The organism is Deinococcus sedimenti (assembly GCF_014648135.1).
In the GTDB taxonomy this organism is placed as follows: Bacteria; Deinococcota; Deinococci; order Deinococcales; family Deinococcaceae; genus Deinococcus; species Deinococcus sedimenti.
In genome coordinates this window covers 278,217-304,636 of record NZ_BMQN01000003.1, presented here as the reverse complement: position 1 = coordinate 304,636, position 26,420 = coordinate 278,217, and the positions used below count along the sequence as shown (strand labels likewise).

The following is a 26,420-nucleotide window of genomic DNA, read 5'->3' as shown; positions in this document are numbered from 1 at the left end:
GGGTCCGTGGCCAGAGAAGGCCAGAACTTCAGGAACCGCCAGCGTGGGATGCTCATGGTGCTCAGTACGTTCTCATCAGCGGGCGGGTTCCCGGGCTGGGGGCCAGGTCTCCTGCAGCCGACGACAACCGGAGAGAGTCGATGTGCTGGGACGCTCTGGACCGACCGCGTCCCAGCGCCGCTGTCGCCGGACGACAGGTGATTCATCTGGCCTTGATCCTCACGCGGCGGCGCCATCTCAGCCGCACCTTCAGTGAGAATCTGATAAACATCATGAAGTATGCCCAAGCGCCGCCACCTGCTCCGCTCCCTGCATAAACGTCCCAAGGAACTGACCATCCTGCCTCTCACGGTATTCAGCTCAGGGCTCCTGATTCACCTGCCACCCGCCCAGGCCGTGGCCGCCGGCCTCGGCACCGCTGGCGTGATCGCCGGCGGCATCGTGCTGCGCTCCTGGCGGCGCCAGAACCGCAGCCTCTGACCGCAGCCGCGGCGCCCCCGATCACACCCCGGGGCGCCGCCTTTCACCGCCCCTCGCCCCGGCTCAGCGATACCTCCAGACGGCCCCACGGCTCACCACTGCGGTACGGGAACGCTCGACTCACAGCGGTTCTCAGTTCCGTTGAAGGGACACGGACACGCCCCTGGGCTCCACTTCCAACCGCTGGTGGTGACGACTCCTCGCTCCGCTCGTTTCAGGTGTGCTGAGGCCCCCCCTCAACACACCTGAAGCCCGTTGTCAGAGGATATCGGAAGTGACCCTCAGGACCTCCGCAGTGTGATGTCAGACCAGCGGACCCCTACAGCAGGCCCTGGCGGAGGGCTTGGACGGCGGCCTGGGTGCGGTCGGCGGCGTGGAGTTTCACGAGAATTTCCTGCACGTGGAGTTTCACGGTGCTGACACTGATGCCTAAGTTCGCGGCGATGTCGCGGTTGCCCTGTCCGTCGGCGATGAGGCGCAGCACGTCGGTCTCGCGCGGGGTGAGGGGTGAGGTGGCGTGGGGCGTGCGGATGCTGCCCAGCACGTGGTGCGCGATCTGCGGGTCGAGGTACGCGCTGCCCGAGGCGGCGGCGCGGATGCCGAGCAGCAGCAGGTCCGGGTCGGCGCTCTTGAGGCAATAGGCGTGCGCGCCGGAGGCGAGGGCAGCCAGCACCTCGTCGCGCAGGTCGTGCGCGGTGAGCATCACCATGCGGACCTGCGGGTAGCGGCGGCCGATCTCGGCGGCGGTCTGGATGCCGTCCATGCCGGGCAGGCCGATGTCGAGCACGGCGACCTGTACGGGTTGCGCGCTGGCCTGGGTGCGGGCCAGGACATCCAGGGCTTCCTCGCCGCTGCGGGCCTCGGCGGTGACGCGCAGGTCGCTTTCCAGGTTGATGGCGGCGCGCAGGCCGTCGCGGGTGAAGGCGTGATCCTCGACGAGCAGGACGTGCGTGGTCATGTGGGCCTCGGGTGGGCAGGCGGTTGCTGGAACTGTGGGGTGACGGGCGCGTGGTCTGCCGTTTCTCCTCCCCCTTGAGGGGGGAAGCTGGGATGGGGTGACACGCTCATGCGTCCTCCAGGGGCAGGGTGAGGGTGAAGACGCTCTGGGCGCGGGCGGTGCGGGCGTACGTGACGGTCCCGCCGTGGCGTTCGGCGATGCGGCGGGTGAGGTACAGGCCCAGGCCGGTGCCGCCCCCCGCGCCGCCGGAGCGGAAGCGCTGGAAGAGGGTGGGGACGCGTGGGGCGCTGACGCCGGGGCCACTGTCAAGGACGCTGAGGATCGCCTCGTCGTCTGCCCGGGCCAGGGTGACGTGCACGGCGCTGCCGGGGGGGGCGTAGCGGACGGCGTTGTCGAGGAGGTTCTGCACGGCGCGGCGCAGGTCGTGTTTGCGGCCGCGGGTGCGGGCGCCGTCCAGGGTGGTCTCCAGGGTGACGCCGCGCGTGGCGGCGGCGGGGCGCAGCTGCTCTACGACGTTCAGGACGAGGTCGCGCAGGGGGACGCTCTGGAGTTCGTCGTCTTCCTGGCCGCTCTCGTACTTCGCGACGAGCAGCAGCTGGTCGGCGAGGGCCAGGAGGGTGGCGTTGGCGTCCAGGCCGTTGCGGAGCGTGGCGGCGTAGTCGTCCGGGAGGGGGCCGTACGCGCCTTTGAGGGCGGAGCGCATGTTCACGGCGTTCGCCATGAGGGGGGTGCGCAGGTCGTGACTGAAGGAGTAGATGAGGTCCTGGAGGAGTTCCCCGCGTTCCTGGAGCTGGGCCTGCCGGGCGTGCAGGTCGTCGAGCAGCGCGGTGCGGTCCAGCAGCGGCTGGAGGGTCTGCACGGCTTCCGAGAGCTGATCCGGGGGGGCAGCGGGGCGGGTGAGGAGGATCAGGAGTTCCGGATCGCTGGGGCGGGTGAGTCGGGCGACGTAGGTGTCGCCGCCACCGACCGCCCACACCTGGTCGGGTCTCCCCTGCCCTGGGTCGCGGGTGGCGGGCCGGGCCAGCAGGTCCAGGGGCAGGCGGCGGCCCAGGCTGCCCTCGCCGGCGCCGGTGTGCGCGTGGGGTTCGCGTAGGACGGCGCGGTCGACGCTGCCGATCTCGACGGTGGCCGCGCCGGTGAAGTCTTTCAGGGCGTGTGCGGCGCGGGTGACGAACTGCGCCTGCGTGAGGGGGCCGCTGACGGCCTCGATCAGGGTGCGCAGGGCGCGTTCGCGCTGGAGTCGGCGTTCTTCCTCGTGCAGGCGGGCGGCGCGGGTGGCGGCCTCGCGGGCGCGCAGGCTGAGGAAGCCGACCAGGATGGCGGCGAGGATGCTGACGGCGCGGTTGCCGAGGTCGGTGGGGGTCGCGCCGTCCCGCGCGGCGTTGACGGCACCCGCGAGGATGTTCCCGGCGATGGCGAGCGCGGTGAGGTTCAAAGTAGCGCGGCGGCTGGCGCCCAGCGCGGCCAGGGCCAGGGGCGCGCTGACCAGGGTGCCGATGACCAGGGACGCGGGCGTCAGGACGTCGGTCAGGGTGGTCGCGACGATCAGGGCGACGCTGGCGGCCAGCAGGCGGCGTTCGCTGCGTTCCGGGGTGGGGGTGGCGGAGGTGGGGGTCATGGGGCGTCTGGGGTTCAGGGTAGGGCGCGCCGGGTGGGGGCAGGGACTGGCCATCTGGCCAGGGGGGTGGGCCGGTCGGAGCATACCGCCCGGGTGGGGGGGCGGCGCAGGCTGGTCAGCATGGACGCACTGCTTCTCATTCTGGTGCTGGCGCTGGGCGCGTATCTGCTGTACGCCCTGGTGAAGGCGGAACGGTTCTGATGGATATCCTGCTGACGTACGGGCTGGCGCTGGCGCTGGCCCTTCCCCTGGGGCTGTTCATGGCCCGGTTGATGGAGGCCCCCGCGTCGCGGATGACGGCGGGTCTGCTGCGTGCGTGTGGTGTGGACGCCGCGCGCGGCATGTCGTGGCGCGCGTACGTGGGGGCGCTGCTGGGCACGAACGTGATCGTGGGCCTGGTGGCGCTGGCGACGTACCTGTTGCAGGGTGGCCTGCCGCTGAACCCGGACGGCATCGCGAACCTGCGCTGGGACACGGCGATTCACACGATGGCGTCGTTCATCACGAACACGAACCAGCAGCATTACAGCGGGCAGAGTGGCCTGTCGTACCTGTCGCAGATGCTGGGCATCACGGCGCTGCAGATCTTCACCCCGGCGGTGGGGTTCGCGGCGCTGTTCGCGGTGCTGCGCGGTCTGCGCGGGGACGCGCACCTGGGGAACTACTTCCTGGACGTGACGCGCGGCGCGGCGCTGCTCACGGTGTCTGCGGCAGTACTGGCGCTGCTGCTAACGTGGCAGGGCGTGCCGAGCACCTTCGCGGGGGCGCGTGCGGCGACGCTGGTGCAGCCTCAGACCGTGGAGGGGCAGGCGGTGACCACGCAGACGATCCCGGTGGGGCCGGTCGCGCCGATGGTGGCGATCAAGCAGCTGGGCACGAACGGCGGCGGCTGGTACGGGCCGAACTCGACGGTGCCGCTGGAGAACCCCACGCCGCTGTCGAACCTGCTGGAGACGGTCAGCATCATCCTGTTCCCGCTGGCGCTGGTCGTGGCGACCGGACGGTTCCTGCGCCGCCCGCGCTTCGGGCTGGTGCTGATGGGCGTCATGAGCGTGCTGTCCGCCGCCCTGACGCTGGGCGCGGTGCTGGCCGAGCGGATGCCGAACGCGGCCCTGGCGGGCCTGTCCGCGTTGGGTCCGAACATGGAAGGCAAGGAGGTCCGCCTGGGCGCGGACGCGACGGCGCTGTGGGCCGCGCTGACCACGCAGACGAGCAACGGCAGCGTGAACGGCATGCTGGATTCGTTCACGCCGCTGGGCGGGCTGGTGCCGCAGCTGGGCATGTTCCTGAACGACGTGTACGGCGGGATCGGCGTGGGGCTGATCAACATGCTGGTGTTCGTGATCCTGACGGTGTTCGTGGCTGGCCTGATGGTGGGCCGCACGCCGGAACTGTTCGGCCAGAAGATCGAGGCCCCCGAGATCAAGCTGGCGTCGCTGATCCTGCTGCTGCAGCCGCTGCTGGTGCTGGGCTTCACGGCGCTGGCCCTGGCGAACCCGGCGGTCACGGCGAACTCGAACCCCGGCTTCCACGGGCTGTCGCAGGTGCTGTACGAGTACAACTCGGCGTTCGCGAACAACGGCAGCGGCTTCGAGGGCCTGGGTGACAACACGCCCTGGTGGAACCTCAGCTGCGCGCTGGTGCTGCTGCTGGCCCGTTTCCTGCCGATCGTGGGGCCGCTGGCGATCGCGGGGCTGCTGGCCGCCAAGCGCGCCGCGCCGGAAGGCAGCGGGACGCTGCGGGTGGACACGCCGGTGTTCGCCGGGATGCTCCTGAGCGTGATGCTGCTGCTGCAACTCCTGAACTTCGCCCCGGCGCTGGTGCTGGGGCCGGTGGCAGAACAAATGACGCTGAATACCGTGAAGGACGTGACGAAATGACCGCTGTGCCGCAGAAAACCCCGAAGGGGGGCGTGTTCGCCCCGGCGTTGATGCGCGCCGCGCTGAGGGCCGCCTTCGTGAAACTCGATCCGCGCTTCATGGTGCGCAGCCCGGTGATGTTCGTGGTGCTGCTGGGCGGGGTGCTGACGCTGCTGCTGACCGTGCAGGCCGCCGCGAGCGGGCAGGCGTGGGGCTACCCGGCGGGCGTGACGGTCTTGCTGCTGTTCACGGTGGTGTTCGCGAACTTCGCCGAGGGGCTGGCCGAGGCGCGCGGGAAGGCGCAGGCCGCGACGCTCCGCTCGGCGCGCGAGGACACTCCGGCCCGCCGGGTGCTGGACGGCCGCGAGGAGGTCGTCCCGAGCACCCAGCTGCGGCGCGGGGACGTGATCGTGGTGCAGGCGGGCGAGATGATCCCCGGTGACGGCGAGGTCATCGAGGGGCTGGCGGCCGTGGACGAGAGTGCCATCACGGGTGAGAGCGCCCCGGTGATCCGCGAGGCGGGCACCGACCACAGCGGCGTGACGGGCGGGACGCGCGTGCTGTCCGACCGGATCGTGGTGCGGGTGACGTCGCAGCCCGGCGAGAGCTTCCTCGACCGCATGATCGCGCTCGTCGAGGGCGCCAGTCGCCAGAAGACCCCGAACGAACTGGCCCTGTCGATCCTGCTGGCGGCGCTGACGCTGGTGTTCCTGATCGTCGTGGCGACCCTGCTGCCCCTGTCGCGGTTTGCGGGGGCGACGGTGGACGTGGTGACGCTCGTGGCGCTCCTGGTGTGCCTGATTCCCACGACGATCGGCGGTCTGCTGCCCGCCATCGGCATCGCGGGGATGGACCGGGCCTTGCAGGCGAACGTGATCGCCAAGAGCGGCAAGGCGGTCGAGGTGGCCGGGGACGTGGACATCCTGCTGCTGGACAAGACCGGCACGATCACTGTCGGGGACCGTCAGGCGACGCGCTTCCTGCCGCTGCCCGGCGTGAGCGGCGAGGACCTGGCGGGTGCGGCGGCGCTGGCCTCGGCGGCGGACCCCACCCCGGAAGGCAAGAGCATCGTGACGCTGGCCCGCGCGCAGGGCGTGACGCCCACCACCCCGGCGGACGCGGAGTTCGTGGAATTCACCGCGCAGACCCGCATGAGCGGCGTGGACGCGGGCGGCGTGAGCATCCGCAAGGGCGCCGCCGACCGCATCACCCGCCTGGCCCGCGAGCGGGGCGGCAGCGTCCCCACCGAACTGTCCCCGCTGGTGGACGAGGTGGCCCGCGCGGGCGGCACGCCCCTCGTGGTGCTCCGGGACGAGCGGGTGCTGGGCGTGGTGGCCCTGTCGGACGTGGTGAAGCCCGGCATGCGGGAACGCTTCGAGCAGCTGCGCCGCATGGGCCTGCGCACCGTGATGATCACCGGGGACAACCCCCTGACCGCCGAGGCGATCGCCCGCGAGGCCGGGGTGGACGGCTTCCTGGCCGAGGCGACGCCCGAGGACAAGCTCGCCATGATCCGCGAGGAGCAGCGCGGCGGGAAGCTGGTCGCCATGATGGGCGACGGCACGAACGACGCCCCGGCCCTGGCGCAGGCGGACGTGGGCCTCGCCATGCAGAGCGGCACGCAGGCGGCCAAGGAAGCGGCGAACATGATCGACCTGGACTCCGACCCCACCAAGCTGATCGAGGTCGTCGAGATCGGCAAGGGCCTGCTGATGACGCGCGGCGCACTGACGACCTTCTCCATCGCGAACGACGTCGCCAAGTACTTCGCGATCCTCCCCGCGCTGTTCGCCACGCAGATTCCCGCGCTGGCCCCGCTGAACGTGATGGACCTGCGCAGCCCGCAGAGCGCGATCCTGTCCGCCGTGATCTTCAACGCGCTGGTCATCCCGGCGCTGATTCCGGTGGCGCTGCGCGGCGTGCGCTACTCGCCCGGCAGTGCGGACGCGCTGCTGGCCCGCAACCTGCTGATCTACGGGCTGGGCGGCGTGCTCGTGCCGTTCGTGGGCATCAAGCTCATCGACGTGCTCCTCGGACTGGTTGGCGCCTAACCACTTCCTTCTGGCGAGGTCCGGGGGACTGGCCCCCACCTCGCCCTCCCCAAGAGGTTTCATCATGACCCTGAACGACATGCCCTCCCCTGCCCTTCCTCCATCGGCCCTTTCTGAACCCGACTTTTCTGACGCGCCCCAGCCGGGGTGGAGTGCGTGGCTGCGCTTCTCGGCGCTGTGGCTGGTGCTGGGCGGCCTCGCGTACCCGGCGGTGACGACCGCGCTGGGCGGCGCGCTGTTTCCCGCGCAGGCGACCGGTTCCCTGATCCGCGAGGGGGGCCAGGTGGTCGGCTCGGCACTCATCGGGCAGCCCTTCACGGGGGACCGTTACTTCATCGGGCGGCCCAGCGCCGCCGGGAACGGCTACGACCCGGTGAACGCGTCGGGCAGCAACCTCGCCGTGAGCAACCCGGCGCTGCGGGAGCGCGTGCAGGCCCAGGCGCAGGCGATCGCGGCGCGGGAGAACATCCCCATCACGCAGATTCCGGTGGATCTGCTCACCGCGAGCGGCAGTGGCCTCGATCCGCACGTGTCCCCGGCGGGCGCGACGGTGCAGGTGGCGCGAGTGGCGCGCGCGCGCGGCCTGACGGACGCGCAGGTGCAGGCGCTGGTGCGGGACCACACCGAGCGGGGCGTGCTGGGCCTGGGGCAACCCGGCGTGAACGTGCTGGAACTGAACCTCGCCCTGGACCGGCTGGGACGGTGAGCCGTCACGCCGCCTGAACCCGAGCGGCTGGCGATGCCCGGCGCCGCCCGCCCCGTGCGGGGTCGGCACCGGGTGTTCGTGGGCATGGCGGCGGGGGTCGGGAAGACCACCCGCGCGCTGAACGAACTGCGCGACCGCCTGGAGCGCGGCGAGGACGCCCTGATCGGCGTGCTGGAAACGCACGGGCGGGCGTTCACGCAGGCGGCCGCCGATGGTCTGCCGGTCTTCCCGCGGCTGGAGGTGGTGCGGGGCGGCGTGACGCTGGGTGAACTGGACGTGGCGGGCCTGATCGCGCGCCGTCCGGACGTGGTGCTCGTGGATGAACTGGCGCACTCGAACGCGCCGGGCAGCGGGCGGGAGAAACGCTGGATGGACGTCGAGGCGCTGCTGGACGCGGGCGTGAACGTGCTGTCCACCGTGAACGTGCAGCACCTGGAGTCCCTGCACGACACGGTGGCGCGCCTGACCGGCGTGCGCGTCCGCGAGCGCATCCCGGACGCCGTGCTGGGCGGCGCGGACGAACTGGTGCTCGTGGACCTGACGCCCGCCGACCTGCGCGAGCGGGTGCGGTCCGGCGCGGTGTACGGCGCGGAGCGGGCCGAGCACGCCCTGTCGAACTTCTTCACGCTGCCGAACCTGACGGCGCTGCGGGAACTGGCGCTGCGGCAGGTGGCGCACGTCGTCGAGCAGGGCGCGTCCGGACTGTCGGCAGGCCTGGGCGTGCAGGAGCGCGTGGTGGTCGCCGTGGCCGCCGAGGAGTCCGGCGCACGCCTGATCCGCCGGGGGGGGCAGCTCGCGCAGCGCCTGCACGCCGACCTGCAGGTCGTGACCGTGCGCGCCGAGCGCATCAGTGCCGAGCGGGCGCGGCTGCTGGATACCTTCCGCGCGGTCACGGTCGCGCTGGGCGGGGAGTTCATCGTGCTCGACCCGGCGGGCGGCGTGGCGGCCACCCTCATCCGGCACGTGCAGGCCGCGCAGGCCACGCACGTCGTGCTGGGCGAGAGCAGCCGCTCCCGATGGGAGGAATTCCTGCGGGGGGACATCATCCGCTCGGTGCTGCGGCAGACGCGCAACGTGGACGTGTACGTCATCACCCGCGAGTAGACGGTGCCGCCGACGTCGCCTCCAGGATGTGGATACATCAGTATCCGGAGCGCACACGCCCGCCCGAAATCTCGGTCATGCGCCCGATGCGGGCCGACTTGTCCGCCCGTTTCCTGACAACGAACTGGCACATTCGGCAATCCACTTAGAACCAGCGGAACGTCACTGCTTTTTCGAGATGACCTCCTGCAACATCGCCTTCTCCAAGTTCAGATCCGCTACGCAGGATCCCTGTGTGCGTGTCTCCCGCTTCAGCTGACGGTGGCCCCGTAGCTCGGCGCCCTCCAGCTCGCCCAGGCAGAGAGGGGCGACTTGACAACACCTGTCTCCCGGCAGACTTCGCTGACTGAAGTGCCGATTTCGACCTACGGCTGGCCGAAGGCCATCTGCTGTTCGATGCGCCGTCAGATGGATATGGGCAACAGGATCCAAGTCAACGAACTGGTTCTCTTCGTATTGGGTGCGGCCTGGCGCCCACTGAGAACTACTGCTTGCCACTTCAACAAGCAAATAGCGTTCAAGGACAGGACCTGTCCTGAACCTGTACGCCCTCGGTGATCCGCAGCAGCCAGTTCTGCCAGGACCGTCCATCCAGACGTCAAGACTGCTCGGGACAGGACTTGTCCCACAGAGGCGCTTGTGGTGTTGTACAACTTTCATTCATACTCAGTGAGTGTCAGAAGTCGATGGGCGAATGAAGAGCGGCGCTCTGCGTTCCTCGCTCTATGACGCGCTCGACCGGGTTGAACGCGGTGAGCGCATTGTCATCGAACGCTATCAGCGGCCCGTGGCGGCCCTCGTGCCGATCGGCGACTACTGGTCCGACGTACACGGACGAGCTCAGCGCCCCAAGGAGAGAACCATGAAAACGCAACGGATCGTGTTCACCAATGTCAGCGGCGGTGAAGGGAAGACCACGCTCGCTCGGGAAATCGCCTTCATTCTGGCGGGGCGCGGCTACCGCGTGGCCCTGTTTGACGTCGACCCGCAGGCCAGTCTCACCAAAGGTCTGGGCCTGCATCCGGACGAGGACGCTCCCGCGGCGCGGCCTGAAGCGACGGTGGCGAGCGTCTTCCGTCACGACACCCCCGGGCCCCTGCCTGCACCCATTCCTGTGCGCGGCGTGGACGTCTGGCCCAGCAATGACACGCTGAGCGAGGCTGAGAGCACCCTCATGGCGGACTTCTCCCGCGTGGAGAACCTCAGACAGGCCATCGACACATATCTCGACGATCACCCCTACGATTTCGTGATTCTGGATGCCAAACCGCAGCGGACCAACTTTCTGGCAGCGACGATCGCGGCGGCCGACCATATCGTCGTGCCTGTCAGCGGGATGAAAGGACTCGAGAACCTGGACATGATCGCCAAGGTGATCCGTATGGTGCGTGGCGTGGCGCCCGACGTTGCCGTCCGCCTGATTGTTCCCAATCGCATGAAGGCCAATGTGAACCATCACAAAAACGTTCTGGCCTACCTTGAAACAGAACTTTCCGGCGTGGCGCCGATTGCTCCTCCCGTCCGGGATAGTGCGGCCCGGTTCGGGGACGCCACCGAGGCGCGTGAACCAGTCGTGCACCACGCGCCCAACAGCGACGTTGCCCGCGACCTGCAGCGCGTGACCGACACGCTCCTGTCTGTTCTTGGTGTGGAGAGCGGGGCGGTGGCGCAGTGACACAGACGAAAACGCGCGGCCTGAAGGGCGTCTCAGGGCTAGCAAGTGGCCTTGCCGCCCTGGCAGAGGTCACAGGGCAGGCCACCCACCGCCAGGTGGACATCGGCAAGATTCATGTCGATCCGCACTTCAATCCTCGCGGCCGGTACGACCCGGACGCCTTCAACGAGGATCGGCTGGCCGCACTGAGCAGCAGCGTCCGCGCCGAAGGACTGCTCTCGCCACTGTGGGTACGGATCCGGCCCGCCGGGGGGTACACGCTGATTGCCGGTGAGCGCCGCCTGCGGGCCGCGCTGCTCGTGGATCTCAGGCAGGTGCCCGTCCTGGTGTTTGAAGCGGACGACCGCCGCGCCGCGTACCTCGCCGTTCTCGAGAACGCCCAGCGTGAAGACCTGTCCATCGTCGACGAGACCTTCGCTGGTTTTGCCCTGCTCTGCGCCCACACAGGGCTGAGCGTGCCCGAAGTCATCAGCGTGCTCAATCAGGTCCGGAAGGGGGCCGACGACACCCTGGGGCTCGAGGCGTTTCTACGCGGCACGTACGGCACGGGCGTCAGTGTCTGGTCTCAACACCGCGCGCGCATACTGGACTTCACTCCTGAGGAACTGGCCGCCGTGCAGGAACGACAGATTGACGTCAGCGTCGCGTATGAACTCGTTCCCCTCAAGGGGCGCGTTGAGGAGCGCCGGCATCTGCTCCGCCAGGCGGCGGCGGACGGTCTGAACGCCACGCAGGTCCGCGCGCTTGTCCGGCCGCTGCTGAGTTCAGGTCGACGTGGCCTGAAAGCGGAGATCAGTGAGCTGCGGGGCGCCCTGCCTCGCCTCGCGCGTCTGAAAGGCGAGCCGGCGGACCGCGCACGCCGACTCATCCAGGAATTGCAGGCGCTGCTGGCCGAGTCCTGAGCTCACCCTGGTCTGCTCGGCGTCCACGGCTCACATCGTCACCCGAGGCGCGGACTGTGGAGGAGACGTGTCTGGATGCGGCCAGTTCATGTGCAGCGCAAAGGGGAAGGTGACTGGGACACACCTGAGTGATCGGACCAGAATCCCACAGGTGTGTCCCAGTCACGACTTGAGACTCTGCTTCCAACCGCTGTCTTCCTCAGGTGATCGCTCCGTTCGAGTCAGAAGGAGTGGGGAAGCCCTCACTCCCTCTGACTATGCTGTCACACCCTCAGGCAGGTACCCCGACACCATGTACGTTGGCAGATCAGCTGAGGGCGGGAGCCGCCCTTGGTAGACAGAAGATCGGTACGCCGGGGCGCTGGACGTCTCCAGAGAGTGGGAAGGGTCAGTGACGAGTCGGGTGATGTGGCCTGTGGCGCCCTGATGCCTCTCACACGGATCGTCGTGGTCCTGCTCGTCAGCAGCGTGTCCGGGCAGTGGATGACCGGTAGATAGGGTAGGACCGCCCGTGTCGAGGCCGGAAGACAGGGTGAGGGGGGGAGAGCAGAGGGGTTTTTCGATCTGCTGTTCTGAAGTTGACGTCTGCACCGCCGTTTCAGGCTGAAACTTTAGCGGGCAAGGGGATAGGAAGCTCCAGCCAAAGCGAATTCAAGGCCAGTGGTGACTTGTGTGGCCGATGCCGGACGGCCACCAGACCCGCGCGGCTCTCCTGTCCGGAGCAGGATCAGGTGAAGCGGTCCGTCAGACCGTCATGGGTGGAGAGCAGTGCCGCGGCGAGAGGTTGGAGCTGGATGAGCCTGTTTCAGGCCGCCGTGGATTCGGCCCACCTTCGTGACGGGTCAGGGAGGAGCGGCAGCCTGCGTCCACCATCCCTGGGACACACCTGTGGAGTTGTCTGAGACACACCCGTGGAAATCGTCAATTGTGCTGGGACACACCTGTGGAGTTGGGCCCTCGGCGCCTGGGACATACCTGTGGAGTTCGTCTGTCGTCCCACAGGTATGTCTCAATGGCATGCTGGGACACACCTGTGGGACGCTCTGGGACACACCTGTGGGATGTGTTGGACGGTGCGCGACATACTTGTGGAATTCGCCGCTCTTTCCTGGGACATACCTGTGTGATTCACTGAGACACACCTGTGGAATCAGGTCAAATTTCAGCGTGCTGGAGGTGCTTTCAGAACATCCCTTGGTGGTGTTTTTTCACCAATATCTTTTCAAAATATCTTTTCTCAAAAGAGTATGTTGAACAACAACAGGACCCTATGACCGAGAAACGGCGCAACAGCTTTGATGACCTGAACTGGGGACGGTTGAATCTGGTTTCGGCCCAGGACCAGATTGGCGACCTGAACAGCTGGAAGGTCACGTACCCGTATGGGGAGCGGATGGTCCGGGTGTCCTGCCGCGCACTCCCGGAGCTGGGGGTGCCCCATGGCATCGACAACGACGTCAGCAGCGCACTGATCGACTACTTCATGAGCCTGGGATTGCCGGATGACGGTGAAATGACGCTGTCCGTGGCGGAGTTGATGAAAATCGCTGGCTTTCACCGCACCGGTAAGTACCGGGACATGCTGCTGACCAGCCTGGATCGTCTGCACACCACGTCCTACGAGATTGCTGGTGGGTGGCGTGATCACCCCAACCGCCGCTGGACGACCGCGAAGTTTCACTTCATCGAACTGCTCGAGTACACGCACCAGGGTGAATCAGGCAAATTCGATGAGCGCAGCATGTTGCGGGTCCGGTTGGCCGAACCGCTTGTCGCCTCGTTGCGCAGTGGGTACACCAAGCCACTGAATATCGAATTCATGCAGTCGCTGTCCCGGCCGCGCACACGGATTATTTTCCGGTTGCTGGACGCGATGCGCTACAACCCGGAGGAACCGGATGAAATCGTCGATGAGTTCGATGTCGGCCTGATGGAATGGGCTGATCTGTGCAAGCTGCCGTCCGCCCGGCCGGACGCCATCAGGCGGGCATTGGAAGGCCCGCACGAGGAACTGATCCGCCGAGGGTACCTGCGCTCGGTGGACATCGAGGGGCGGGGCAGGGCGCAGCGGCTCCGCTTTCAGTTCGCTTCGGAGTTCACGCCGGTCAGCCCGGCACTGCTGAACAGGTTGCGGGGGCACGGCGTGACGGACGGCGTGTCCAGGCAACTAGCGCGGCAGTACACCAGTTCCGTGCTGCTGGCCCGGATCGATCAGTTTGAACGGCTGCTGCGCCGGGGTCACCTGACAGTCCGGAAGACCGCCGCGCACGCGCTGGTGCACCTGATCCGCCACCCGGATCAGTACCCTGAGCCGGCGTCACCCCCTGAGGTAACCCCTCCGGTCGTCCGGCCGCGCCTGATCGAACCGGAACCGGATCTGCCCTCATGGAGTGAGGAATTGGGGCGCCTGTCCCCTGAGGAAGCGGCGACGTTCACGGTCAAGCGGGTCACGTTGCTGTTCGCGCGGCGCTTCAGTGCCGCGGAACTGGATCAGTTGCGGCACGACGTGACTCAGGGGCGTCTCGACGCGGCGAACCTGTTGACCGAGGCGCATCACCGACTGGCGCGGATCGAGGCGCAGCAGTTCGTGGATGAGCTCAAGCAGTATCTCCAGCGGTCAGCGCTGGGTGAGGAAGGTGGCGGGCCGCCGACCCTCCTGCCCTGAGACACACCTGTGGCATTTCGAGTGGTGCCGGCCCCTGGCCCGGGCCGCCGGTGCCAGATGGTCAGTGGCTGAGCTGGGCCACGCTGGTCGCGATCAGGGCCTGAGCCAGGGGCCGGACGGCGTGGTCGGGGATACCCGCGACGTTGATCCGGCCCTCGTGGGTGCCGTAGATTCCGTGGTCCCGCTGCAGGCGCCTCATGTCTTCGGGGCGCAGGGGCAGCAGGGTGAACATGCCGCGGTGGTGCCGGATGGCCTGCAGCGCGGTGGGGGCGCCCAGGTTGCACAGCGTATCAGTCAGGACCTGGCGAACGTGCCCGATGCGGTCGCGCATGACGCGCAGGTCCTCGTGCCACTCGGCGGGGTCGTTCAGGAGGGCCGCGGCGACAGCGGCGCCGTGTTCCGGCGGCATCGAGTAGGTGCGGCGCGCGATACCTTCCAGCACGCTCAGCACGGCGGCCTTCTCGCTGGCGTCGGCGACCAGCACTGTGGCGGTACCGGTCCGTTCGCAGTACAGGCCCATGTTCTTGGAGCAGCTCGCGGCGATGAGCACGGTGGGGGCGTGGTCGACCATGAGGCGCAGGCCGCGGGCGTCCTCGTCGAGGCCCTGCCCGAGACCCTGGTAGGCCATGTCGATCAGTGGAATCAGGCCGCGCTCGGTGCAGAACGACGTCAGGGCGCGCCACCCGTCGGCACTGAGGTCGGTGCCGGTGGGGTTGTGGCAGCAGCCCTGCACGAGGACCACGTCGCCGGAGCGCGCGGCGCTCAGGGCCTGCAGGAGAGGCGTGACGGCGACGGACTGGCCGTCGGGCTGCCACGGGTACTCGGCGGTCATCAGGCCGGCGGCGCGCATCAGGGGGTGGTGGTTGGCGTAGCCGGGGTCGGAGATCCAGACGGTGGCGTCCGGGTGGGCGCTGGCGATCAGATCGGCCAGGGTGCGCAGCGCGCCGGTGCCGCCGACCGTCTGGACGGTGACGGCGCGGGGCAGGGCAGGGGAGAGGGCGCCGAGCAGCAGGCGGGTCATGCCGGCGTTGAAGTCGGCGTTGCCGCTCAGGGGGCGGTAGATCTTGGAGGGGGCGGTGGCGGCGCGCTGCTCCTCGGCGCGCTGCACGGATCTCAGAACGGGCGTCTGGCCGAGATGATCCCGGTAGATGCCGATCCCGAGGTTCAGCTTATCCGGCCTGGGATCGTCACGGAAGGCGTTTTGCAGGGCCCAGAGGGGGTCGAGGGGCAGGGGACGCAGGTCACTGAACATGGGGGGCCTCCTGGGGGGCGGGGGGACGGGTGGGCATGAGGTTGAACGCGAGGACGCCGGCCGTGATGATGGCGACGCCGATGGCGGAGGTGAGGGTAGGCTGCTCGCCGAGCAGCGGTAGGGCCAGCAGGGTGGCGAGGACGGGCGCGAGGGCACCGACGGTGGCGCAGCGCAGGGCCCCGAGGTGTTTCAGGGCGTAGGGGTAGGTCAGGGAGGCGACGACGCCCACCCCGAGCCCCTGCACGGCGATGAACGGCAGCAGGCTGGGCCCGGGCACCTGCGTGAGGTGGCTGGGCAGCGTGCCGCTGAGCAGCAGGGGCGCGAGGACGAGCAGCGAGGGGTACGTGACGAGCATGGCGGCAGCGAGGGGATCGAGCGCGGCGCGGCGCAGGCCGAGGGTGTACCCGCCCCACAGCAGGCTGGCGGCGAGCAGCAGCGCGGTGCCGGTGGCGGGGGAGATCCCGGTCGCCCCCAGGCCGAGCACGAGCAGCAGGATGCCCAGCAGGATCAGGCCCAGACCCGGCCACTGCGCGGCCCGCACCCGGTCACGGAACAGCAGGAACCCGAGCAGCACGACCGAGAGGGGCGTCGTTCCGGCCACCAGGGCACTGACGTGCGCGGCGGACGTGCTGGCGCCCCCGGCCGCGGCGATCAGGAAGAACGGCAGGCCCGCCCCGGCCATGATCATCAGCGCCGCATGCACTGGGACGCGCCGCAGCGCGGGCAGGCGTGAGGGCAGCAGGGGCAGCAGCAGCGCGGCCGGAATCAGGAAGCGGATCAGCGCCACGTCGCCCGGCGTCAGCGGCGAGTGGCCGATGGCGCGGATGGTCAGCGCGAACGCCGCCCAGATCAGCACCGTGACGGCCAGCGCCGCCCAGCCCAGGAGGGCGCCGGTCGGCCGGGTACGACTGGTTTCGCGCGGAAGCGTGGAACTGAGCTGACTCACGCGGTCATGTTCCGCCAGTAGGGCAGAGGTGCTGTCAGATGGTCAGAAGCTGCCAAACTCTGCCTCTGAAGCGAACTGAAGAGGCAGAATCTGCCACAATCGCTGCATGGATGACCGCGACCGGCGCATTCTCGCTGCCCTGCAGGCGAACGGGCGCATCAGCAATCAGGACCTTGCGGACCGGGTGCACCTCTCGCCGTCCCCGTGCCTGCGGCGCGTGCGGCAACTGGAGGACTCCGGGGTCATCCAGGGCTACACCGCGCTGGTGGATGAGGAAGCGTACGGCCTGACCGTCACCGCGTTCGTGCGCGTGCGGTTGCAACTGCACACGGCTGCCAGCATCCGCGCGTTCGAGGACGCCATCGCCCGCATGGACGCCGTGCTCGACTGCTACGTCATGACCGGGGAGGCCGACTACCTGCTGCGGGTGCTCGTGGCGGACCTGAAGGCGTACGAGGCGTTCGTGCGGCGCGAACTGCACGCCGTGCCCGGCATCGCCTCGATTGACACGAGTTTCGCGTACGGCCGCGTCAAACGCGCGACCGTGTACCCCGCCCTGCCCTGACGGTCGCCGCCGCGCCCGGCATCACTCACAGCAGAATTCAGAGGTATTGAAGGGTTTTCTGAATGTCTCTGAATCGAGCACCTGAGAAGGACAGCGGTTGGAGGTGGAGCCCTGGGGCGTGGTGTTGGCCCCTGGGTGGAACTGGACACCGCTGTCAGGGCGGCGCGGCAGGCGGGGCGTCCTCCACCCGGTAGACCACGCCGCTGCCCATGGCGATCAGCTGTTCACCGACCCGCACCTCCATGCGGTACGCGCCGGTCTTTCGGCCCAGATGCATCTCGCGGGCGTGCGCGGTCACGGTGTCGCCCAGCCGGGCCGCCCGCAGAAACTGCAGGTCGGCCTGCAGCCCCACCTGCCGGCCGCCGCCACTGTTCGACGCCAGGGCGAACGCCGCGTCCGCGAGACTGAACAGGAAGCCGCCGTGGGCCGTGCCGTGCAGGTTGATGTGCTGCGGCTGCACGGTGGCCGTGACGCTCGCCACGCCTTCGGCGGCACTCAGGATCTGGATGTCGAGCAACGTCATGAAGGGATCGGCAGTCGGCATGGCACTCCTGTGCAGCGGAACTCGAGAGGTGGCGGGCGCCGGAAGGTCACGCGCCGAGGTAACTGGCCGTGAGGCTCTCGTCGCGGGCGAGCGTGGCGGCCGGCCCGCTGAGCTTGACCTGCCCGGTTTCGAGCACGTACGCGTGGTCACTGATCGCCAGGCTCGCGCGGGCGTTCTGTTCCACCAGCAGGATGGTCACCCCGTCGGCCTTCAGGCCCTGCACGATCCGCAGGATGTCCCGCACGATCAGTGGCGCCAGGCCCAGACTGGGTTCATCCAGCAGCAGCAGGCGCGGCCGCGCCATCAGGGCCCGGCCGATCGCCAGCATCTGCTGCTCGCCGCCCGAGAGCGTCCCGGCCAGCTGCGTGCGGCGTTCCAGGAGCCGCGGGAAGCGCTCGTACACGGTGTCCAGGTCGGCCCGCCAGGCCTGCCGGCGGCGCAGGTAAGCGCCGAGTTGCAGGTTGTCCTGCACGGTCATGGACGCGAACAGGTCGCGGCGTTCCGGCACGAGGCTGATGCCCCGCGCGACCCGGCCCTCCAGCGGGACGCTGCGCAGCGATTCACCGCCGTACGTAATCTCGCCCTGGGCGGGCAGCACGCCCATGACCGAGTTCATCAGGGTGGTCTTGCCCGCCCCGTTGGCGCCGATCACGCTGACGATCTGCCCCTGCGGGACCTGCACGCTGACGCCCGTGAGCGCCTCGACCCGGCCGTAGCGGGTGTGCAGGTCCCGCACGTCCAGCAGCGCCTCTCCCGGCGCGCTCACGCGGCCCCCCCGTCCATGTCGACGCCCAGATACGCTTCCCGCACGGCCGGATGCGCGCGGATCTGGGCGGGCGACCCTTCGGCCAGCTTCTCGCCGTGATTCATGACCACCAGGCGGTCCACAAGATTCATGACCAGTTCCATGTCGTGCTCCACGATGAGAATCGTCACGCCCTCGTCCCGCAGGCGCTTGAGCAGCGCCACGAGTTCCTGTTTCTCCCCGAACCGCAGGCCCGCGGCCGGCTCATCCAGCAGCAGCAGGGTCGGGTCGGCCACGAGCGCCCGCGCGATTTCCAGCACGCGCTGCTGACCCAGGGCCAGGTTGCCGGCCAGCGTGAACGCCTGCGCGTCCAGCCCGACGCGGCGCAGCTGCCGCATCGCCTCGTGTTGCAGGGCCGCCTCCTCCGCCCGTTCCAGGTGCAACAGGCTGGCCAGCAGACCGGCGCGACCGCGGGCGTAGCCGCCCATCATGGTGTTGGCCAGCAGCGACAGGTCCGGCAGCAGGTGCACGTGCTGGAAGGTGCGCGCCACGCCCAGCCGGTGAATCTGACCGGGGCGCCAGCGGGTGACGTCCTGATCCCCGAACCGCACCTGACCCGACGTGGCCGGGTTGACACCGGTGATCAGGTTGAACATGGTGCTCTTCCCGGCGCCGTTCGGGCCGATCAGGCCCAGGATCTCGCCGGTGCGCAGCTCGAACGACACGTCCGACACGGCCCGCAACCCCCCGAACTGCTTCACGGCCCCGCTGACCTGCAGGAGCGGCTGGCCCGGCTGGGGCTTCGGGCGCGCCGTGAGCGGCCGCGTATCGGGGCGCAGGCGGGTGCCGGTCTGCGGCAGCGCGCGTTCCAGCAGTGGCCACAGGCCTTGGCGGGCGAACTGCAGCGTGAGGATGATCAGCACGCCGAACACGATCACCTCGAAGTTGCCCTGCGCGCCGATGACGACCGGCAGGACGTCCCGCAGCCACTCCCGCAGCGCGGTGATCAGTCCCGAACCCAGCAGCGCTCCCCACACGTGCCCCGGGCCGCCCACCACGCTCATGAACAGCGCCTCGATGCCGGCCTGCAGGCCGAACGGCGTGGGGTTCACGAACCGCTGGCTGTGGGCGTACAGCCAGCCGGCCAGGGACGCCATCAACGCCGACAGGACGAACACCTGCACCTTCAGCTGGAAGGGATTCACCCCGAACGCCTCGGCCACCACCGGTCCGCCGCGTAGCGCCCGCATGGCCCGCCCGGTGCGGGACGACAGCAGGAACTGCGCGCCGAGCGCCGTGAGGCCCAGGCTGATGAGCGCCAGGTACGCGAAGTGCCGCGGCGAGGTGAGGTTCAGCCCGAAGGCCTGCACCGGGGGAATGTCGGTCATGCCCGTGAATCCACCCAGCGCGGGCGTGTTGCCGAACACGTAGTACAGGCTGATGCCCCACGCGATGGTCGCCAGCGGCAGGTAATGCCCCTGCATCCGCAGCGTCACCGTGCCCAGGATCAGCGCGATGACCGCCGTGACCGCGAACCCGGCCAGCAGCGTCAGCCAGGGACTCCAGCCGGCCTGGGTGGTCAGGACGGCGCTGGTGTACGCACCGACCCCCATGAACGCCGCCTGCCCGAAACTGGTCAGGCCGAGAATGCCGGTCAGGAGCACCAGGCCCACCGCGACGACCGCGAAGATGATGATGTTCACCAGCAGCGTCACCTGGAATTCCGGCAGGATCACCGGCAGCAGCAGCGCGATCAGCACGGCCGCGCCGCTCAGGGCCGCGCGCAGCGGCGCGCCGGACGGGCGGCTCATTCCTCGTCCTCGGGGGTGTGGCGCGTGATCACCGACCGCCACAGCAGCACCGGCAGGATCAGGGTGAACACGATGACTTCCTTCCAGCCGGACAGGCTGAACGACGCGAAACTCTCGATCAATCCGACCAGCAGTGCCCCGGCGGCCGCCAGCGGGTAGCTCACCAGTCCGCCGATGATCGCCCCGACAAAGCCCTTGAGGCCAATCAGGAAGCCGCTGTCGTAGGTCATGGCCACGGACGGACCGATCAGCATGCCGCCCAGCGCGCCGATCAGGGCGGCCAGCGTGAACGTCAGCGTGCCCGCCGAGGACGGACTGATGCCCACCAGCCGGGCGCCCAGGCGGTTGACGGCCGTGGCGCGCAGCGCCTTGCCGGCCATGGTCCGCTCGAAGAAGAAGTACAGCGCCAGCATCAGCAGCGCCGAGACGAGGATCACCAGCAGGCTCTGCCAGCTGAGCGTGACCTGCCCGACCGTGACGTTGCCCGGCGCGAACGGCGGCGTGCGGGACCCTTCCGGACCGAAGAACACCAGCGCCAGGCCGGTCAGGGCCAGGTGCAGCGCCACCGACGCGATCAGCAGCACCAGCACCGTCGCGTTCTGCAGCGGCTGGTACACCGTGCGGTACAGCAGCGGCCCCAGGGGCGCCACGACCGCCAGGGTCAGCAGCACCTGCGTGATCAGCGGGGGCTTGAGCGGCACGATCCAGTGCGCCAGGCCCCACAGGGCGGCGGCCAGCGCGCCAGCCGCCAGCAGGGTCCGCGCCGCGCGGGCCCCCTGGCGCCGGCGCAGCTGCCCCGCCGCTTCCATGACCGCCGCGAGGGCCAGCAGGATCAGCAGCAGCGTCAGCGTGCCGGGCACCTTGCCCAGCTGGAACGAGGCCAGCGTGAGGGTGCCGAACACGACGAATTCACCCAGGGGAATGAAGATCACGCGGGTCACCGCGAACACCAGCACCAGCGCCAGGGACAGCAGGGCGTACACGGCCCCGTTGGTCAGGCCGTCGGCGGCCAGGATGGGAAAGATACTCGGGTCAAATATTTGCATGTCACACGGGCCTTTCGGCGGCGCGCAGGTGCCGCCGGTGAAACGACGAGCGGACGTGGACGGCGCCACCCGCCGGACCAGACGCGGTCAGCGGGTGGCGCCGCCACGGGTCAGCGGGTGGGCAGCAGTTTCCAGGTGCCGTCCACGACCTGCACCATCACGCGGCTGCGGGCGTCCAGGCCCAGGTGGTCGGTGGCGGACAGGTTGAAGATGCCGTGCGCGCCGATGACGTTACGCGTGCCTTCGAGCGCGTCACGCAGCGCCTCCCGGAACGCCGCGGTGCCGGGCTTGGCTTTTTTCAGGGCGGCCGGAATGGCCTTCTGCATCAGCAGGCCCGCGTCCCACATGTGCGCGCCGAAGGTGCTGACGCTGTCCTTGCCGTACTTCGCCTCGTACAGGTTCATGTAGGCCAGGCCGACCTTGCGGGTGGGGTTGGTGCTGGGCAGCTGATCGGCCACCAGGACCGGTCCGGCCGGCAGGATCGCGCCTTCCACGTCGCGTCCGCCGACGCGCAGGAAGTCGGCGTTCGCCACGCCGTGCGTCTGGTAGATCTTGCCCGCGTACCCGCGGTCCTTGAGGGCCTTCTGGGGCAGCACGGCCGGCACGCCGGACGCGCCGATCAGGATGGCGTCGGGGCGGGCGGCCGCGAGTTTCAGGACCTGTCCGGTGACGCTGGTGTCGCTGCGGCTGTAGCGTTCCTCGGCGATGATCTTCAGTCCGCGCGCGGCGGCGTTCTTCTTGAGTTCGTTCGCCCAGCCTTCCCCGTACGCGTCGTTGAAGCCGATGTAGCCGATCGTCTTGACCTTGTTCTGCACCATGTGCTGCACGATGGCGGCGGCCATCAGCGCGTCGGTCTGCGGGGTCTTGAACACCCAGCTGCGCTTGGCGTCCACGGGTTTGATGATCCCTTCACTGGCCGCGAGGCTGATCATGGGGACCTTCGCCTCGGCGACCACGTCGATCATGGCCAGCGAGGCGGGGGTGGTGGTCGTGCCGATGATCAGGTCCACCTTGTTGTCCTGGATGAGTTTGCGGGTGTTGGTGACCGCGGCGGTGGTGTCGGAGGCGTCGTCGAGGATCGTGTACACGATCTGCTGCCCGGCGATGGTCTGCGGCAGCAGCGCCACGGTGTTCTTCTCGGGAATACCGAGGCTGGCGGCGGGGCCGGTCGAGGAGACGATCACGCCCACCCGGACTTCGGCGGCAGCGAGGGACGACAGGGCCAGAATGCTCAGCAGCAGTGCCTTTTTCATGGTGAACCTCCACGGGTTCCTCACCGCAGCCAGGCGCGGTGACAGCTTGAACGGTTGATGCGCGAAGTATGGCACAGGCGGGCCAGCGGGCGTCCAGCCTGTGCCACACTCGCCCGCTGCGCCTCGCGGACGCGCGTTCACGCGCCACCACGTGAGCCGGCGGGCGACGCAGAGGGCACGCCTCCCCGTCGCCCGCCGGTCCGCGGCCCTGCCGGAACCTAGCCCAGCGCGCTGAGGCCCGTGAGGTGACGCCCGACGATCAGCGTGTGAATGTCGTGCGTGCCCTCGTAGGTGTCCACCGTTTCGAGGTTCAGCATGTGCCGGATGACGGGGTACTCGGTGGTGATGCCGTTGCCGCCGTGCAGTTCCCGGGCGAGGCGCGCGCCCTGCAGCGCCACGCGGACGTTGTTGCGCTTGGCGTAGCTGACCTGCGCGTAGTTCATGCGTCCGGCGTCCTTGAGCTGCCCGAGCCGCCAGGCGAGCAGCAGCCCGAGGCTGTGATCGGTGGCCATGCGCACCAGTTTGTCCTGCACCAGCTGCCGCGCCGCGATCGGCTGCCCGAACGTCACCCGGCTGCCCGTGTAGTCCAGCGTGGCGGTCAGGACCGCTTCGAGCGCGCCCATGGCGCCCCACGCGATGCCGAACCGGGCGGACGTCAGGCACGACAGGGGACTTTTCAGCCCGTGACTGCCCGGCAGGACGTGGTCGCGCGGGACGCGGCAGTCGTTCAGGACGATCTCGCCGGTGACGCTGGCCCGCAGGCTCTGCTTGCGGTGAATGGGCGGCGCGCTGAAGCCGGGCGTGTCGGTCGGCACGAGGTAACCCCGCACGACGTCTGCGTCGTCCTTGGCCCACACGACGGCCACGTCCGCCTCGGGGCTGTTGGTGATCCACATTTTCGAGCCGTTCAGCACGACGTGATCCCCGTCGGTCCGCGCGCGGGTGCGCATCGCGCCGGGGTCACTGCCGCCGTCCGGTTCGGTCAGGCCGAAGCAGCCGATCAGGGTGCCGCTGGCCAGGCCGGGCAGCCAGCGCTGCCGCTGCTCGTCACTGCCGAACGCGTGGATGGGGTGCATGACCAGACTGCCCTGCACGCTGGCGGCGCTGCGCAGGCCACTGTCCACCCGTTCGAGTTCGTACATCATCGCGCCGTAGGCGCTGTACGTGACGCCAGCCCCGCCGTACGCCTCGGGCGTGGTCGGCCCGAGCAGACCCATCTGCCCGAAGCGGCGCATCACGTCCCGGACCGGCAGCGCGCCGCTGTCCCACCAGTCGGCCACGTGGGGCAGCAGCTCCGCGTCGCAGAACGCCCGGACACTCTCGCGCACGAGGCGTTCATCGGGTGTCAGCAGGTCATGCACGGCGAAGTCGTCAAACATGGCTGTTGATACCACAGCGGACGGCAGCGTGCGCCGCGCGCTCAGGGACCGGCCGGTTCGCTCGCCGATTCGGCCACCGCCGCGCCCCGGTCGCGCGCGGCGTACATCGCGGCGTCCGCGCGGGCCAGCAGCTGCTCGGCGTTGTCCCCGGACCCCAGGCTGGACACCCCGATGTTCGCGCGCAGCGGCAGATCACCGATCCGCAGGGCGCCCAGCGCGCCGGTGATCCGCTGCGCGGCCTGCAGCGCCGCGTCGGGCGGCGTGCCGGACAGGATGGCCGCGAACTCGTCACCGCCCCAGCGGAACAGCAGGTCGGTGCCGGGCAGTTCGCGGCGCAGCAGCTCCGCCACCTGCCGCAGCGCCTCGTCCCCGGCCGCGTGCCCCAGCTCGTCGTTGATGCGTTTGAAGCCCCGCAGGTCCATCACCAGCAGCGACAGGGCCTCGCCGTCGCGGGTCAGTTGCGCGGCCGCCGCGAGGTGCTCGTTCAGCGCCCGGCGGTTGCCCAGTCCGGTGAGGTCGTCCGTCCGCGCCAGCCGGGTCATCAGGTCCCGCCGCCGCGCCTCGTGGATCAGCAGGGACGCCATGCTCCCGAATGCCTGGGCGATGCGGGTGGCGTCCCCGTCGAACGCCGCCGGGTCGTCGAACGCGTCGAGGTTGATCAGGGCGTACACGTCGTCCTCCACCAGCACCGGAACGGCCAGCCCGCTCTGCAGGTGCAGGACCTGTGGCAGCAGGTCCTGCACGCGCCGCCCGTCCATGCTGTACCCCCGCCCGTGCCGGTGCAGGCCGACCTGGTCCAGCACCCGCGGCGCGCCGCCTTGCCAGGCCGCCTCGCCCAGGCCGTACCAGACGTCCCGGGTCTCCTGCCACGCGAACGTGACGTCCTGCAGCGCCGCGAACGGGTAGCCGGCCACCGCCGCGAACCGGAACGAGTCCCCCTGACGGACCAGCAGGCTGCCGCCCTGCGCGCCTGGCACTAGGCGCACCGCAGCGTCCAGCAGCGGCGCGTACAGCGCCTCGGCCGCCACGCTGCCCAGCTGCCGTTGCAGGTGCAGCAGGGTCTCCAGGCGGTTTTCTGCCGCGACCCGTTCCAGCAGCAGGGCGAACTGCCGGGCGGCGGCGGCGGCCGTGCGGTGCTCCTCGGCCGTCCACGCCGGGACCGGCTGCACCTGCAGCGCCTGACGCGCGCGGTACCGCCCCGCCAGGGGCAGGATCAGCCCGTCGCCGGGCGACGCGAGCGGCTGCGGGACCAGGGTCACATGCTGCGCCCCGAGGTCGCGCAGCAGGTCCCGCACCCGGCCGAACGCCACCTGCGGATCGTCCTGACGGACCATCCAGTTGTTCAGCTCGGCCAAGTGACGCGCCAGCTCACGGCCGCGCAGCAGGCCGATCAGGGGCGTCAGGAGCAGCGCCAGGTCGTCCAGGGCCGCCGGGACAGCCGGGTCCGGTGACGGCAGGGCCAGGCGCGCGACCTCCTGCTCCCGCACCGTCACCGGCACGCCCGCCTGACCCGGGGGGGTCAGGGCGCCGCCCAGCGCCGCCAGCCGCTCGGCAACGTCGGCCAGTAGACCGGCGACCTGATCGTGTTGCAGGGCGCCGTGCGCCACCTGCCGCGTCAGCTGCCGCAGGGCGTCCAGGTCACCGCTGGTGGGAGGAGACGACGGGGCCACTCCGTCAGCTTACGGCGCGGGCGGCGCGGCGGCCCTCACGCTGGGTTCATCGCCGGGGCCGGCGACCCGGAGGGTCTCCCCCCACGGCTCTGAACCGAGGGCACCCGAAGAGCTGCGCGGCAGAGCGAGCACCTGAGCAGGACAGCGGTGGGCCGTGAAGCCCTGAGGCGCAGTGTCGGGCCCGGGGTCGACCTGAACACAGCGCTCACAGCGCTTTCCAATTCCATTGAAGGGCCAGCACCACGCCCTTCAATTCCACTTCCAACCGCTGGTGGTGTCAGGTGCTCGCTCCGCTCGTTCACTACTCCTGAATGCTGCTGTCAGTCCTGCGGGCTGCCGTCCACGAACGCCACCACCCGCGCCCATCCGGCGCTGGCGCCCTCGACCTTCACGGGAAACGCCATGACGGTGAAGCCCGTGGCTGGCAGGGCCTCGAGGTTGCAGAGCTTCTCGATCTGCAGGTACGGCCGTTCCAGGCCGTAGAAGTGCGCTTCCCAGAACTCCGCGCGTCCCGCAGCGGCGTCCTGAATCAGCGGGCCGAACGGCCGGTCGATGCCCCACGCGTCGATGCCGATCAGGCGCACGCCGCGGTCCACCAGCCACGCCAGGCCGTCCCGGGTGTACCCGGCGTGCCGCTGCTCGTACCCGGCCTCGTGGTAGTGGGCGCTCGCCCCGGTGAGGGTCAGGACCACGTCGCCCTCGGCCAGGACATGTCCGGCGGCGTCCAGCGCGGCCTGCACGTCCGCTGCCGTGATGCCCGCGCCGGCTGGTCGGTGCCGCAGGTCGAGGCGCACGCCGCGGCCCCAGCACCACTCGAGCGGCACCTGATCGATCGTCAGGGGGGCGCTGCCGTCGGCCATGCGCGGCCCGTAATGGTACGGGGCGTCCACGTGGGTGCCGCTGTGCGTGCTCAGCGTGACGTTCTCGACGCTCCAGACGTGGCCGCGCGCCAGCACGCGGTCCATCACCGGGCCGGGCAGCCCCAGCAGCGCGCGGGCCTGCTCGGCGGCCTGCGCGTGATCCACGTACGTGATGCGGTGCGGGTTGGGTTCGAAGTCGCTCGTGGCGTTGCTCAGCGGCGCGGACAGGTCGATCAGGCGGGCGCGGGGTGAGGGCAGCATGCCTGCACTGTACCGGTCGGCTGGCGCCCGCACGGCAGGATTTAGAGGTCTGGACGGTCTCCCTGGATCC

The 26,420-nt window shown here is 69.5% G+C and carries 22 protein-coding genes; 10 read left to right on the top strand and 12 right to left on the bottom strand.

Going from position 1 to position 26,420, the window contains the following annotated elements; all coding sequences use genetic code 11:
* The first annotated feature begins 279 nt into the window (after positions 1 to 279).
* A complete protein-coding gene (locus IEY69_RS10520) occupies positions 280 to 480 on the top strand; it encodes a hypothetical protein (protein WP_189073105.1) in 201 nt (66 codons plus the stop codon).
* 319 nt (positions 481 to 799) lie between these two features.
* Here the strand turns inward: IEY69_RS10520 and IEY69_RS10515 are convergent, their stop codons facing one another.
* On the bottom strand, positions 800 to 1,438 hold the full coding sequence (locus IEY69_RS10515; RefSeq protein WP_189073104.1) for a response regulator: 639 nt from the start codon (positions 1,436 to 1,438) through the stop codon (positions 800 to 802).
* A gap of 106 nt (positions 1,439 to 1,544) precedes the next feature.
* Positions 1,545 to 3,056: a sensor histidine kinase gene (locus IEY69_RS10510; protein ID WP_189073103.1), complete on the bottom strand. Its 1,512-nt coding sequence runs from the start codon at positions 3,054 to 3,056 to the stop codon at positions 1,545 to 1,547.
* Positions 3,057 to 3,176: 120 nt separating this feature from the next.
* Here IEY69_RS10510 and kdpF point away from each other — a divergent pair, with 120 nt between their 5' ends.
* From kdpF to IEY69_RS10470, 8 genes are all read left to right on the top strand, one after another.
* Positions 3,177 to 3,257, top strand: a complete 81-nt coding sequence (kdpF, locus tag IEY69_RS22100) for a K(+)-transporting ATPase subunit F (RefSeq protein ID WP_081424716.1) — start codon at positions 3,177 to 3,179, stop codon at positions 3,255 to 3,257.
* Positions 3,257 to 4,936: a potassium-transporting ATPase subunit KdpA gene (gene kdpA / locus IEY69_RS10500; RefSeq protein ID WP_229783848.1), complete on the top strand. Its 1,680-nt coding sequence runs from the start codon at positions 3,257 to 3,259 to the stop codon at positions 4,934 to 4,936. The genes kdpF and kdpA overlap by 1 nt, the downstream gene beginning before the upstream one ends.
* A complete protein-coding gene (gene kdpB, locus IEY69_RS10495; RefSeq protein WP_189073101.1) occupies positions 4,933 to 6,966 on the top strand; it encodes a potassium-transporting ATPase subunit KdpB in 2,034 nt (677 codons plus the stop codon). Before kdpA ends, kdpB begins: the two co-directional genes overlap by 4 nt.
* Before the next feature lie 64 nt (positions 6,967 to 7,030).
* Positions 7,031 to 7,672 (top strand): potassium-transporting ATPase subunit KdpC, encoded by a 642-nt coding sequence (gene kdpC, locus IEY69_RS10490; protein WP_229783846.1) that lies wholly within the window; start codon positions 7,031 to 7,033, stop codon positions 7,670 to 7,672.
* A 33-nt stretch (positions 7,673 to 7,705) separates the two neighbouring features.
* Positions 7,706 to 8,776, top strand: a complete 1,071-nt coding sequence (locus IEY69_RS10485; RefSeq protein ID WP_189073100.1) for a sensor histidine kinase KdpD — start codon at positions 7,706 to 7,708, stop codon at positions 8,774 to 8,776.
* A gap of 673 nt (positions 8,777 to 9,449) precedes the next feature.
* Entirely contained in the window at positions 9,450 to 10,451 is a 1,002-nt protein-coding gene (locus tag IEY69_RS10480; protein ID WP_229783844.1) for an AAA family ATPase, read from the top strand.
* Positions 10,448 to 11,353, top strand: a complete 906-nt coding sequence (locus IEY69_RS10475) for a ParB/RepB/Spo0J family partition protein (protein ID WP_189073099.1) — start codon at positions 10,448 to 10,450, stop codon at positions 11,351 to 11,353. Before IEY69_RS10480 ends, IEY69_RS10475 begins: the two co-directional genes overlap by 4 nt.
* Before the next feature lie 1,270 nt (positions 11,354 to 12,623).
* Positions 12,624 to 14,018: a replication initiator protein A gene (locus IEY69_RS10470; RefSeq protein ID WP_189073098.1), complete on the top strand. Its 1,395-nt coding sequence runs from the start codon at positions 12,624 to 12,626 to the stop codon at positions 14,016 to 14,018.
* Between the two features lie 61 nt (positions 14,019 to 14,079).
* Here IEY69_RS10470 and IEY69_RS10465 read toward each other — a convergent pair whose 3' ends face one another.
* Together IEY69_RS10465 and IEY69_RS10460 are read right to left on the bottom strand one after the other, a co-directional pair.
* Positions 14,080 to 15,270, bottom strand: coding sequence for an amino acid aminotransferase (locus IEY69_RS10465; protein WP_189073097.1), 1,191 nt, complete (start codon positions 15,268 to 15,270; stop codon positions 14,080 to 14,082).
* On the bottom strand, positions 15,260 to 16,216 hold the full coding sequence (locus IEY69_RS10460) for an EamA family transporter (RefSeq protein WP_189073096.1): 957 nt from the start codon (positions 16,214 to 16,216) through the stop codon (positions 15,260 to 15,262). The genes IEY69_RS10465 and IEY69_RS10460 overlap by 11 nt, the downstream gene beginning before the upstream one ends.
* Before the next feature lie 106 nt (positions 16,217 to 16,322).
* Between IEY69_RS10460 and IEY69_RS10455 the strand changes: the two genes are divergently transcribed.
* Positions 16,323 to 16,781, top strand: coding sequence for an Lrp/AsnC family transcriptional regulator (locus IEY69_RS10455; RefSeq protein ID WP_189073095.1), 459 nt, complete (start codon positions 16,323 to 16,325; stop codon positions 16,779 to 16,781).
* Between the two features lie 154 nt (positions 16,782 to 16,935).
* On the opposite strand, the gene IEY69_RS10450 is transcribed toward IEY69_RS10455, so the two are convergent.
* From IEY69_RS10450 to IEY69_RS10415, 8 genes are all read right to left on the bottom strand, one after another.
* Positions 16,936 to 17,325, bottom strand: coding sequence for a hotdog fold thioesterase (locus IEY69_RS10450; RefSeq protein ID WP_189073094.1), 390 nt, complete (start codon positions 17,323 to 17,325; stop codon positions 16,936 to 16,938).
* Between the two features lie 46 nt (positions 17,326 to 17,371).
* Positions 17,372 to 18,091: an ABC transporter ATP-binding protein gene (locus tag IEY69_RS10445; RefSeq protein WP_189073093.1), complete on the bottom strand. Its 720-nt coding sequence runs from the start codon at positions 18,089 to 18,091 to the stop codon at positions 17,372 to 17,374.
* Positions 18,088 to 19,881: a branched-chain amino acid ABC transporter ATP-binding protein/permease gene (locus tag IEY69_RS10440; protein ID WP_189073092.1), complete on the bottom strand. Its 1,794-nt coding sequence runs from the start codon at positions 19,879 to 19,881 to the stop codon at positions 18,088 to 18,090. The genes IEY69_RS10445 and IEY69_RS10440 overlap by 4 nt, the downstream gene beginning before the upstream one ends.
* A complete protein-coding gene (locus tag IEY69_RS10435; protein WP_189073091.1) occupies positions 19,878 to 20,927 on the bottom strand; it encodes a branched-chain amino acid ABC transporter permease in 1,050 nt (349 codons plus the stop codon). The genes IEY69_RS10440 and IEY69_RS10435 overlap by 4 nt, the downstream gene beginning before the upstream one ends.
* A 110-nt stretch (positions 20,928 to 21,037) precedes the next feature.
* Positions 21,038 to 22,180, bottom strand: a complete 1,143-nt coding sequence (locus IEY69_RS10430) for an ABC transporter substrate-binding protein (protein ID WP_189073090.1) — start codon at positions 22,178 to 22,180, stop codon at positions 21,038 to 21,040.
* Between the two features lie 218 nt (positions 22,181 to 22,398).
* Entirely contained in the window at positions 22,399 to 23,559 is a 1,161-nt protein-coding gene (locus IEY69_RS10425; protein WP_189073089.1) for an acyl-CoA dehydrogenase family protein, read from the bottom strand.
* 41 nt (positions 23,560 to 23,600) lie between these two features.
* The gene (locus tag IEY69_RS10420) at positions 23,601 to 25,229 is read right to left on the bottom strand and encodes a GGDEF domain-containing protein (RefSeq protein WP_189073088.1); all 1,629 of its coding nucleotides are present in this window, start codon (positions 25,227 to 25,229) and stop codon (positions 23,601 to 23,603) included.
* 320 nt (positions 25,230 to 25,549) lie between these two features.
* The gene (locus IEY69_RS10415; RefSeq protein WP_189073087.1) at positions 25,550 to 26,350 is read right to left on the bottom strand and encodes a cyclase family protein; all 801 of its coding nucleotides are present in this window, start codon (positions 26,348 to 26,350) and stop codon (positions 25,550 to 25,552) included.
* Between the last annotated feature and the right edge of the window lie 70 nt (positions 26,351 to 26,420).

Bases quoted from the DNA above. Each gene is read 5' to 3' on its own strand.
- IEY69_RS10425 (WP_189073089.1), bottom strand. From the start codon at position 23,559: ATGTTTGACGACTTCGCCGTGCATGACCTGCTGACACCCGATGAACGC.
- IEY69_RS10520 (WP_189073105.1), top strand. From the start codon at position 280: ATGCCCAAGCGCCGCCACCTGCTCCGCTCCCTGCATAAACGTCCCAAG.
- IEY69_RS10455 (WP_189073095.1), top strand. From the start codon at position 16,323: ATGGATGACCGCGACCGGCGCATTCTCGCTGCCCTGCAGGCGAACGGG.
- IEY69_RS10435 (WP_189073091.1), bottom strand. From the start codon at position 20,927: ATGCAAATATTTGACCCGAGTATCTTTCCCATCCTGGCCGCCGACGGC.
- kdpC (WP_229783846.1), top strand. From the start codon at position 7,031: ATGACCCTGAACGACATGCCCTCCCCTGCCCTTCCTCCATCGGCCCTT.
- IEY69_RS10415 (WP_189073087.1), bottom strand. From the start codon at position 26,350: ATGCTGCCCTCACCCCGCGCCCGCCTGATCGACCTGTCCGCGCCGCTG.
- kdpF (WP_081424716.1), top strand. From the start codon at position 3,177: ATGGACGCACTGCTTCTCATTCTGGTGCTGGCGCTGGGCGCGTATCTG.
- IEY69_RS10515 (WP_189073104.1), bottom strand. From the start codon at position 1,438: ATGACCACGCACGTCCTGCTCGTCGAGGATCACGCCTTCACCCGCGAC.
- IEY69_RS10440 (WP_189073092.1), bottom strand. From the start codon at position 19,881: ATGAGCCGCCCGTCCGGCGCGCCGCTGCGCGCGGCCCTGAGCGGCGCG.
- IEY69_RS10510 (WP_189073103.1), bottom strand. From the start codon at position 3,056: ATGACCCCCACCTCCGCCACCCCCACCCCGGAACGCAGCGAACGCCGC.
- IEY69_RS10485 (WP_189073100.1), top strand. From the start codon at position 7,706: ATGCCCGGCGCCGCCCGCCCCGTGCGGGGTCGGCACCGGGTGTTCGTG.
- IEY69_RS10465 (WP_189073097.1), bottom strand. From the start codon at position 15,270: ATGTTCAGTGACCTGCGTCCCCTGCCCCTCGACCCCCTCTGGGCCCTG.
- kdpA (WP_229783848.1), top strand. From the start codon at position 3,257: ATGGATATCCTGCTGACGTACGGGCTGGCGCTGGCGCTGGCCCTTCCC.
- IEY69_RS10470 (WP_189073098.1), top strand. From the start codon at position 12,624: ATGACCGAGAAACGGCGCAACAGCTTTGATGACCTGAACTGGGGACGG.
- IEY69_RS10450 (WP_189073094.1), bottom strand. From the start codon at position 17,325: ATGCCGACTGCCGATCCCTTCATGACGTTGCTCGACATCCAGATCCTG.
- IEY69_RS10430 (WP_189073090.1), bottom strand. From the start codon at position 22,180: ATGAAAAAGGCACTGCTGCTGAGCATTCTGGCCCTGTCGTCCCTCGCT.
- kdpB (WP_189073101.1), top strand. From the start codon at position 4,933: ATGACCGCTGTGCCGCAGAAAACCCCGAAGGGGGGCGTGTTCGCCCCG.